Annotated in this window: 10 protein-coding genes; 7 read left to right on the forward strand and 3 right to left on the reverse strand. The window is 69.0% G+C overall.

The features are described from left to right. Positions 1–3: 3 nt before the first annotated feature. On the reverse strand, positions 4–870 hold the full coding sequence (locus VHC63_00260) for a universal stress protein (protein ID HVV35006.1): 867 nt from the start codon (positions 868–870) through the stop codon (positions 4–6). A gap of 126 nt (positions 871–996) precedes the next feature. Between VHC63_00260 and VHC63_00265 the strand changes: the two genes are divergently transcribed. Together VHC63_00265 and VHC63_00270 are read left to right on the forward strand one after the other, a co-directional pair. Beyond that, the gene (locus tag VHC63_00265; GenBank protein HVV35007.1) at positions 997–1,284 is read left to right on the forward strand and encodes a hypothetical protein; all 288 of its coding nucleotides are present in this window, start codon (positions 997–999) and stop codon (positions 1,282–1,284) included. Beyond that, on the forward strand, positions 1,281–2,036 hold the full coding sequence (locus VHC63_00270; protein HVV35008.1) for a glucose 1-dehydrogenase: 756 nt from the start codon (positions 1,281–1,283) through the stop codon (positions 2,034–2,036). Before VHC63_00265 ends, VHC63_00270 begins: the two co-directional genes overlap by 4 nt. A 10-nt stretch (positions 2,037–2,046) precedes the next feature. Here VHC63_00270 and VHC63_00275 read toward each other — a convergent pair whose 3' ends face one another. Further along, on the reverse strand, positions 2,047–2,694 hold the full coding sequence (locus VHC63_00275) for a hypothetical protein (GenBank protein ID HVV35009.1): 648 nt from the start codon (positions 2,692–2,694) through the stop codon (positions 2,047–2,049). 105 nt (positions 2,695–2,799) lie between these two features. Here VHC63_00275 and VHC63_00280 point away from each other — a divergent pair, with 105 nt between their 5' ends. Both VHC63_00280 and VHC63_00285 read left to right on the forward strand, forming a co-directional pair. Continuing rightward, positions 2,800–3,468, forward strand: a complete 669-nt coding sequence (locus VHC63_00280) for a phosphoribosyltransferase (GenBank protein HVV35010.1) — start codon at positions 2,800–2,802, stop codon at positions 3,466–3,468. Positions 3,469–3,472: 4 nt separating this feature from the next. Further along, positions 3,473–4,810 (forward strand): erythromycin esterase family protein, encoded by a 1,338-nt coding sequence (locus VHC63_00285; protein HVV35011.1) that lies wholly within the window; start codon positions 3,473–3,475, stop codon positions 4,808–4,810. Here VHC63_00285 and VHC63_00290 read toward each other — a convergent pair. Beyond that, on the reverse strand, positions 4,807–5,607 hold the full coding sequence (locus VHC63_00290; protein HVV35012.1) for an enoyl-CoA hydratase/isomerase family protein: 801 nt from the start codon (positions 5,605–5,607) through the stop codon (positions 4,807–4,809). The genes VHC63_00285 and VHC63_00290 overlap by 4 nt on opposite strands. Positions 5,608–5,624: 17 nt before the next feature. Here VHC63_00290 and VHC63_00295 point away from each other — a divergent pair, with 17 nt between their 5' ends. From VHC63_00295 to VHC63_00305, 3 genes are all read left to right on the forward strand, one after another. After that, positions 5,625–7,100, forward strand: a complete 1,476-nt coding sequence (locus VHC63_00295) for an aldehyde dehydrogenase family protein (protein ID HVV35013.1) — start codon at positions 5,625–5,627, stop codon at positions 7,098–7,100. A gap of 70 nt (positions 7,101–7,170) precedes the next feature. Further along, positions 7,171–8,016 carry an SDR family oxidoreductase gene (locus VHC63_00300; protein ID HVV35014.1) on the forward strand — a complete coding sequence of 282 codons (846 nt, stop codon included), beginning with the start codon at positions 7,171–7,173 and terminating at the stop codon, positions 8,014–8,016. A 3-nt stretch (positions 8,017–8,019) separates the two neighbouring features. Continuing rightward, positions 8,020–9,101: amidohydrolase family protein (locus tag VHC63_00305; GenBank protein ID HVV35015.1), on the forward strand; the 1,082-nt coding region annotated here is incomplete at its 3' end.

A 9,101-nucleotide genomic window follows, 5' to 3' on the forward strand; every position in this document is an offset into this window, starting at 1 on the left:
AGTTCAGCGCAGCAGTTCGGCGCGTACGACGGTGACGGCGCAGGGTGCGTGATGTACGCAACGCCGGCTCACCGAGCCCAACAGCCAATGCACGACGTCGGAGCGGCCGGCGCCGACGATGAGTTGGTGAGCGCCATTCGCGGCTTCGAGCAGCGCCGCGGCTGCGTTGCCGGCGACGGCTAACGGCTCAATGGCCGGCGGTAGTGGCGCCTGGTCGGCTCGGGCGCGATCGATCATGTCGTCGATCAGCGTGCGGCCGTAGTCGCCCATCTCGGCGGGCACGGCGACGCCTGGGAGTGAGGAACCCACCGGGTACACGAACATGATCGTGAGCGGAAGGTGCCGCTCGGAGGCACTCGCCATCGCGAACGTCAGGGCTGCCTGCGCGTCGGCGCTGCCGTCGACTCCGACCACGACGCGTGCGCCGTAGGCGGGCGCTTCCGACGGGACGACGGTGACGGGTCCGGCGCCGAGGTGGACGCACTGATCCGCCACCGAACCGAGGAAGGCGCGACCGACGAATCCGTGACCCTGGCGGCCCACGACGAGCTGGCGGGCCTCACGTCCGCGTTCACACAGCACGTGAGCGGCGTCGCCTTCGACGAGCACGCTGTCGACGCGCGACGGGGCGGCGCCCGCACGGTCGAGCGCATCGTGGAGGGCCGCCTCGAGCACGAACTTTCCATGCGCTTCGATTTCGGCGCGATCGACCGGCACGGGAATCGCTTCGGGGGCGATCGCGGGGGTTGACCACACGTGGACGACCTCGAGGTCGGCGCCCACGACCTTGGCTTCGGCGATCGCCCAGTCGAGCGCCCGCCCCGACGCGTCCGAGCCGTCCGTTCCGACGACGATGCAGTGGCGTGACATACACGCACCTCCTTGACTCCCTCATGGTGCTCCCGGGGGCGCCGCCCGGACAGGGGCCAATCGTCGATTTCTGATTCGGGACCTTCGCCTCTGTCCTGAAAACGTGCGCTCGCGGATCATCGACCCATGGCTCGGACGCTCACGGACCTTGTTGTGCCTTTTTCCGGTTATGTCGGCCGGGACCAATTCGCCTTCGCGAAACGGGCGCTGCTCGGGGTCGGAAACGAGGTCGAGCAGGCCGTGCTCGACTTGCGCGACGCCCGCGGCATCGACCTCTCGACGATCGATTCGTTGCTCGACGCCGCCGAAGTCCTGCAGCAGCGCGGCGTCCGCGTCGTCGTCGAGCCGGGATGGGCCCGCGACGCACTTCATCTCACCGGCCATGCGGCCATGACAGAACGAGAACCAGCATGAGTGAACTCCAAGGCAAAGTGGCCCTGGTCACGGGCGCCAGCAGCGGCATCGGCAAAGCCACCGCCATGGCGCTCGCCGTCGCAGGCGCCGACGTCGTGGTCGCCGATCTCGACGCCGTCCGCGGCGAGTTGGTCGCCGCCGACATCCAAGCCAAGGGCGGTCGTTCGCTGTTCGTGCGGGTCGACGTCGCCGACGACGAATCCGTGGCCGCCATGGTCGACGCGACGCTGCGGCGCTTCGCGCGGCTCGACATCGCCGTCAACAACGCGGGCATCGAAGGCGCCTCGGCGCCGACCGCGGAGTGCTCGCTGGAGAACTGGCACACCACGCTCGCCATCAACCTGACAGGTGTCTTTCACTGCATGCGCCACGAGATCCCAGCGCTGCTCGAGACCGGTGGGGGTTCCATCGTCAACATGTCGTCGGTGGCGGGACTCGTCGGCTTCGCCACCAGTCCCGCATACGTGGCGTCGAAACACGGTGTCGTGGGGCTGACGAAGGCCGCGGCGCTCGAGTACGCCGGTCGCATCCGCGTGAATGCGGTGTGCCCGGGCGTCATCGACACCGAGATGGTGGCTCGCTTCACCCACGACGAACCCGCGGCGGTGGCGGCAATGCAAGCCATGGAACCCGTCGGGCGCCTCGGCCGTCCCGAAGAGATCGCTGACGCGTGCGTGTGGCTGGCCTCCGATTCGTCGAGCTTCGTGACCGGTCAGGCCATCGCCGTCGACGGCGGGCTTGTCACCCGCTGACCTTCAGCCCTCACCCGGCGAGAAGTGCGCCACGAACCAGTCGCGCGCGCTGCGGGCGGCGGCTTCCAGCGTGCCGGGCTCCTCGAAACACGTGGGTCGCGCCGGCGATCTCGACGAGCTTGGCCGGACACCGCAGCAGGGCGAGCGCGTCGCGATTGAGTTCGAGGACGACGTGGTCCTCGCCGCCCACGATCAGCAACGTCGGCGCGGTCACCTCGGCGAGTCGGCCCGCGGCCAGATCAGGGCGGCCACCGCGTGACACGACCGCGGTAATCGCACGGCCGAGTTCGGCTGCGGCCCACAACGCGGCCGCCGCGCCCGTACTCGCGCCGAAGTAGCCGAGCGGCAGGGTGTCGGCCAACGCTCGGCGGGTGAAGGTCGTGGCGCCGAGCAACCGCGACGCCAGCAGTTCGATGTCGAAGACGTTGCTGCGCCGCACTTCCTCGTCCGGCGTGAGCAGGTCGAACAGCAGGGTGCCGACCTTGGCGGCGTTGAGTATTTCGGCGACGTACCGGTTGCGTGGGCTGAGGCGGCTGCTCCCGCTGCCGTGGGCGAAGATGACCACGCCGCGGGCGGAGGCCGGAATGGCCAGATGCCCGGAGAGTTGCGCCGTGCCGGACGGGACGACGACGTGCTGATCGATGGCGGTTTCGGGCATACCTTCAAAAGTGTGCGCGTCCCGCTCCGCCGACTAGAGCCGATCGGCCCTACACCGCTGGCTCGCGAACCGGATGCTGGTGGCAGTGATGGAAGTAGCGACGTCGTGAAGCCCCACGCTCGGTTCCGTGACCGGGAGGACGCCGGCCGCCAGTTGGCGTTGGCGCTGCAGGAATTCAGCGGTCGCCGCGACGTGCTGGTGCTCGGCCTGCCGCGGGGAGGCGTGCCCGTCGCCGGCGTCGTGGCCCGCGACCTCCACGTGCCACTCGACGCCCTGATCGTCCGCAAGGTCGGGTTTCCGGGGCACGAGGAGTTTGCCGTGGGCGCCGTCGGACCCGCGGGTGTGACGGTGATCGACTGGCAGACGCTGGCCGAGTTCGGCCTCGCCCCTGAGGCGCTGGCGCCGACGATCGAACGCGAGCGCGACGAGTTGCAACGACGCGAGCACGTCTATCGCGACAGCTTGCCGTTCCCCGACGTGCGCGCCCGTGTGGTCATCATCGTCGACGACGGGCTCGCGACCGGCGCATCCATGGCGGCCGCGGTCGAGACCGTGCGGCATCTGCACGCCGCGCGCGTGATCGTGGCGGTGCCCGTCGCCTCCGTCGACGGCGCCGAGCGCCTGCGCGGCGTGGCCGACGACGTCGTGGCGCTGCGCACCCCCGACCCGTTCACGGCGGTGGGTCTCTGGTACGACGACTTCGGCGCCACGACCGACGAGGAAGTCATCAGCTGGCTCGAAGACGCCCGCGCGGGTTTCGGCCAGCAGGTGTGAGGCGATGGCTCGCTCCGCCCTCGCCGCCGACGTCGACGCCGTACGCGCCGCCGCCGTTCCGATCACCGGCGCGTCCGACGACTACGACGAGTTGCTGCGCCGCATCGGGGATCGCCGCGTCGTGCTGCTCGGGGAGGCGTCGCACGGGACGCACGAGTTCTATCGGGAACGGGCGCGCATCACGCAGCGGCTGATCGAGGAGAAAGGCTTCAACGCCGTCGCCGTCGAAGCCGACTGGCCCGACGCGTACCGCGTGAACCGGTACGTGACGCATCGCTCCGACGACACCAGCGCTACCGAGTCGCTCGCCGACTTCGAACGCTTCCCGGCGTGGATGTGGCGCAACGCCGACGTCGTTCGCTTCGTCGAGTGGCTGCGCGCTCGCAACGCGGCGCACGGCGACATGCGTTCGCGCGCCCGCTTCTACGGGCTCGACCTCTACAGCCTGCGCGCCTCGATGGAAGCGGTCGTGCGCTACCTCGACGGCGTCGATCCCGCCGCCGCGGCGCGCGCGCGGGAGCGCTACAGCTGTTTCGATCACGTCTCGGGTGAGGGCCCCGAGTACGGCCACGCGGTGTCGCTCAACCTCACGGTGCCGTGCGAGCAGCAGGTGATCAGCCAACTCGTCGACCTGCGTCGCCAGGCGCACGCGATCCTGTCGCGTGACGGCTGGCTGGCCGAGGACGAGTTCTTCTTCGCCGAACAGAACGCTCACCTCGTGCACCACGCCGAGGAGTACTACCGCGAGATGTACCGCGGCCGGGTCAGTTCGTGGAATCTGCGCGACCGGCACATGGCCGACACCCTTGCCGCCCTCGTCGACCACCTGCACGGCCAGCTCGGCGCCGCCCGCGTCGTCGTGTGGGAACACAACTCGCACGTGGGCGACGCTCGGCACACCGAGATGGGGCAGTGGGGCGAGTGGAACGTCGGCCAACTGGCGCGCACGCAGTGGCCCGGCGAGTGCTTCAACGTCGGGTTCACGACTGACCACGGAACGGTCACCGCGGCGTCGGACTGGGGTGGCGTCGCCGAGCGCAAGCGGGTGCGGCCGGCGTTGCCCGACAGTCACGAGGCGCTGCTGCACGCCTGCGGGCTACCGGCGTTTCTCGTGCCCACCGAACGCGTCGCCGACGTCCTCGGGGCGCGGCGGCTCGAGCGTGCCATCGGTGTCATCTACCGGCCCGAGACGGAGCGGGCGAGCCACTGGTTCCACGCGTCGATGAGCCAGCAGTTCGACGCCGTGATCCACGTCGACCGCACCACCGCCGTCGAACCGCTGGAGCGCAGCGCCCGCTGGGATGAGGGCGAAGCGCCCGAGACGTTCCCGACCGGGCTCTAGAAGCGCGGCGGACGCTTCTCCAGATGGCTCGCGAGTCCCTCGCGCGCGTCGGGGCCGCCGAAGCCGAGCATCTCGTAGGCGACCGACGCGTCGAAGGCCGCGGCCTGGGCGCGATACCAGTGGTTGAGCGTGTGCTTGGTGAAGCGGATGGCGTTCTGCGCGCCGGCCGCCAGCTGCGTGGCGATTTCCAGGGCGCGCTCCTGCACGCCATCGTCGTCGACGCACAGTGAGACCAGGCCGATGCGCTCGGCCTCTTCGCCCGTCAGCGGGTCACACGTCAGCAGGTAGTACTTCGCCTTCGCCATGCCGCACAGCAACGGCCAGCAGATCGCGGCGTGGTCGCCGGCGGCGACGCCGAGACGGGTGTGGCCGTCGATGATCTTGGCGGTGCGCGCCGCGATCGAGATGTCGGCCAGCACCGCGGCGACGAGGCCGGCGCCCACCGCCGGGCCGTGGATGGCCGACACGATCGGCTTCGAGCAGTCGACGATGTTGAGCACCAGGTCGCGCGCCTCGCGCAACGTGCGCAGGCGGACGTCGTAGTCGTCGATGATCGCCTGGAGCATGGTGAAGTCGCCTCCGGCCGAGAACCCCTTGCCCGCGCCCCGGATGAGGGCCACGCGCGCCGTCTCGTCGCGGTCGATCACCGGCCACACGTCGGCCAGCTGGCCATGGGCGGCGGCGTTCACGGCGTTGAGGCCGGGGGCGTCGAGCGTGATCCGGACGACGCCGTCGGCTGGGCGGTCGATCGCCAGTTCGTCGAACGCGGCGTAGGGGGCGGCATTGGTGTGCGGCATCCGCTTAACTTACGAAAATGACGTCAGCGTTAGATCTCGGGTCTGACTCCCGCATGCTGATCGACGGCAAGCTCGTCGAGGCCAGTTCCGGCAAGACCTTCGAAAACATCAACCCGGCGACCGAGGAAGTCCTCGGTGTGGTGGCCGACGCCTCGGCCGACGACATGCAGCAGGCGATCCAGGCCGCCCGCCGCGCCTTCGACGAGACGGACTGGTCCACCAACCACGCGTTCCGCAAGCAGTGCCTGCTCCAGTTGCAGGCCGCGATGGAAGCCGAGCGCGAGCTGTTCCGTGAGGAGGTCATCGCCGAGGCGGGCGCGCCGCGCATGCTGACGTACGCGCCGCAACTCGACGCGCCGCTCAAGGACGCGCTGCTGTGGCCCGCCGAGATGATCGACAAGTTCGAGTGGGAGCGCGACCTGCCGCCGGGCGACATGATGGGCATCGCCTCGAAGCGCAAGGTGTGGAAGGAAGCGATGGGCGTCGTGGGCGCCATCGTGCCGTGGAACTTCCCGATCGAGGTCACGCTGAACAAGCTCGGTCCGATCCTGGCGACGGGCAACACCTGCGTGCTCAAGCCCGCACCCGACACCCCGTTCAACGCCACCCGCATCGGCCGCCTTATCGCCGAGCAGACCGACATCCCGCCGGGCGTCGTCAACGTCGTGACAAGCGCCGATCACCTCGTCGGCGAAGAGCTCACGCTCAGCCCGCTCGTCGACATGATCTCCTTCACCGGCTCGACGGCGGTCGGCAAGCGCATCATGGAGAAGGGCGCGGCCACGCTCAAACGCGTGTTCCTCGAACTCGGCGGCAAATCGGCGATGATCGTGCTCGACGACGCCGACATCGCGGCGACCGTTCCCGGCGCGGCCATGGTGTGCGTGCACGCGGGTCAGGGCTGCGCCATCCAGACGCGCATCCTGCTGCCCCGCAGCCGCTACGACGAGGCCGTCGAGCTGTTGATCGCGGCGATGAGCGGCATGCCCTACGGCGACCCGTCGGACATGAGCAACCTCATGGGCCCGCAAATCTCCAAGAAGCAGCAGGAGCGCGTGCTCGGCTACATCCAGAAGGGCGTCGACGAAGGCGCCACGCTGGCGCTCGGCGGCAAGAAGCCGGCGCAGTTCGACAAGGGCTTCTTCGTCGAGCCGACGCTGTTCACCGACGTCACCAACGACATGACGATCGCGCAGGAAGAGATCTTCGGCCCGGTGCTGTGCGCCATTGCCTACGACACCGAGGAAGAGGCGATCAAGATCGCCAACGACAGCGCCTACGGCCTGTCGGGGGGCGTGCACTCGGGCAGCGTCGAGCGCAGCGAACGCGTGGCCCGTCGTATCCGCACCGGCTCGATCAGCGTGCAGGGCGGCGTCTGGTACGGCGCCGACTCGCCCTACGGCGGCTACAAGAACTCCGGCATCGGCCGCCAGTGCGGCATTGAAGGCTTCGAACAACACCTCGAGACAAAGGCGGTGGCGTACCCGTTATGAGCGAGCTTGCGAGCGAATACAAAGAGACAGCGAGCCCAGGCTCATCTGGGCCGACGAAGGAGGCCCATTGATGAGCAGTGCAGCAGATCGTTTTCGGTATGACGGCAAGCGCGTGCTGGTCGTCGGCGGCGCGACGGGCATGGGGGCGGCGGCGGCGCAGACCGTCATCGACCTCGGCGCCGAAGTCGTCGTGCTCGACTATGCGCCCGTCACCTACGACGGCGTGAAGGAGTCGATTCAGGTCGACCTGCGCGACCGCGCCGCCATCGACGCTGCGCTCGCCGAAGTGGGCGGGCCGGTGCACGCGGTGTTCAGCGCCGCCGGTGTCGCCGACGGCACGCCGGGTCTGATGAAGATCAACTTCATCGCCCATCGCCACATCGCCGATTCGCTCATCGCGTCCGGGGCACTCGGGCGCGGGGGAGCGATCTGCTTCATCAGCTCGGCCGCCGGCCTCGGATGGGAGACCGAAGCCGAGATCATCGGCGAGTTCCTCACCCACGACACCTACGAGTCGGCCGTCGAGTGGATCGAGCGCGAAGACAACGTCTTCCGCGACAACTACCTGTGGTCCAAGCGCGTGATGCTGACCTACGTGGCCCGCGCCGCCTTCCCGCTGGCGCAGAAGGGCATCCGCATCAACGCCATCTGCCCCGGTCCGACCGACACCCCGCTGGCACGTGCCAACGAGGAGTTGTGGCTCGGCTTCGGCAACGACTGGCGCGAAGCCACCGGCACCGAATACGGCACGCCCGAAGAGATGGGCGACACCATGGCGTTCCTCAACAGCGACGCGGCCCGCGGGATCAACGGCGTCAACGTCATCATCGACGGCGGCTACATGATGAGTTCCCTCGCCGGTTCGTTCGAGCCCGGCACGATGGTGGCGCAGTTCCTATTCGGCAAGCTGGGGTAGCGAGTGTCTCTGGTATTCGACGCTGACAGCCATGTGATGGAGACGGGCGAGTGGTTGCCCGCCTTCGCCGATCCGGATGTGCGTGATCGCTTGCACCCGCTCGGGCTCGACGGCGCCGGGGCCGGCGCCAAAAAGCTGATGGACTCGCTGCCCGATCTGTGGGCGTCGCACAAGACCCAGGCCATCGACGCCGACGTCATCAAGGGTCCGAAGGGGTGGCAGGCGCCGGGCGCGCTCGACGTCGAGGTGCGCTCGAAGGTGCTCGACGCCCTTGGCATCACCGCGCAGTTGGTGTTCCCGACCTTCGCTCTCGCTCACTTCAACTTCAGTCAGGACAACGACGTCCACTACGGCGGTGTGCGCGCCCTCAACCGCGCCATCAGCGCGTTCTGTGCCGACGACGCCCGGCTGTTGCCCGTCGGCTTCCTGTCGTTGCGCGATCCCGAGCGGGCGCTGATCGAACTCGACATGGCGCTCGACGCCGGCGTAAAGGCGATGTGGGTGCCGTCGGACGCACCGGGCGACTTCTCGCCGGCGCACGTGTCGGTCGAGCCGGTGTGGGCGCGACTGGCCGAGGCGGGCGTGCCCTTCGTCCTCCACGTCGGCGGCGGGCGTCTGCTCCCAAAGGCGTTCCACAACAACGGCCACCCGCGCCCGACGGACTGGTTGGGCGGCGGCGAAAACATGCGGGCCAAGGACTTTCCCGTCCTGCACCACTCGCCCGAGCGGTTCCTCGCCTGCCTCGCCCTCGACGGCGTGTTCGAACGCCACCCCGACCTGCGCGGCGCGGCAATCGAACTCGGTGCGTCATGGGTGCCGGGCATGCTGCGCAACGTCAACCATGCGCACCGCTCATTCTCGAAGTTCGAGCCGCTGCTCAAGGACCTGCCGCTGCTGCCCGCCGACTACATCCGTCGCCAGGTGCGCTTCACGCCGTTCCCGTTCGAGGACACGCAGTGGCTCGTCGAGCAGGAGGGCGCGGAGCTCTTCATGTTCTCGACCGACTACCCGCACCCCGAAGGCGGCAAGCGCCCGTTCGAGAACTTCGGCGAGGCGATGGCACCCTTCGACGACGACGCCCGCGA

This window comes from Acidimicrobiales bacterium (assembly GCA_035546775.1).
Classification (GTDB): Bacteria; Actinomycetota; Acidimicrobiia; order Acidimicrobiales; family JACCXE01; genus JACCXE01.

Bases quoted from the DNA above. Each gene is read 5' to 3' on its own strand.
- VHC63_00260 (HVV35006.1), bottom strand. From the start codon at position 870: ATGTCACGCCACTGCATCGTCGTCGGAACGGACGGCTCGGACGCGTCG.
- VHC63_00265 (HVV35007.1), top strand. From the start codon at position 997: ATGGCTCGGACGCTCACGGACCTTGTTGTGCCTTTTTCCGGTTATGTC.
- VHC63_00270 (HVV35008.1), top strand. From the start codon at position 1,281: ATGAGTGAACTCCAAGGCAAAGTGGCCCTGGTCACGGGCGCCAGCAGC.
- VHC63_00275 (HVV35009.1), bottom strand. From the start codon at position 2,694: ATGCCCGAAACCGCCATCGATCAGCACGTCGTCGTCCCGTCCGGCACG.
- VHC63_00285 (HVV35011.1), top strand. From the start codon at position 3,473: ATGGCTCGCTCCGCCCTCGCCGCCGACGTCGACGCCGTACGCGCCGCC.
- VHC63_00290 (HVV35012.1), bottom strand. From the start codon at position 5,607: ATGCCGCACACCAATGCCGCCCCCTACGCCGCGTTCGACGAACTGGCG.
- VHC63_00295 (HVV35013.1), top strand. From the start codon at position 5,625: ATGACGTCAGCGTTAGATCTCGGGTCTGACTCCCGCATGCTGATCGAC.
- VHC63_00300 (HVV35014.1), top strand. From the start codon at position 7,171: ATGAGCAGTGCAGCAGATCGTTTTCGGTATGACGGCAAGCGCGTGCTG.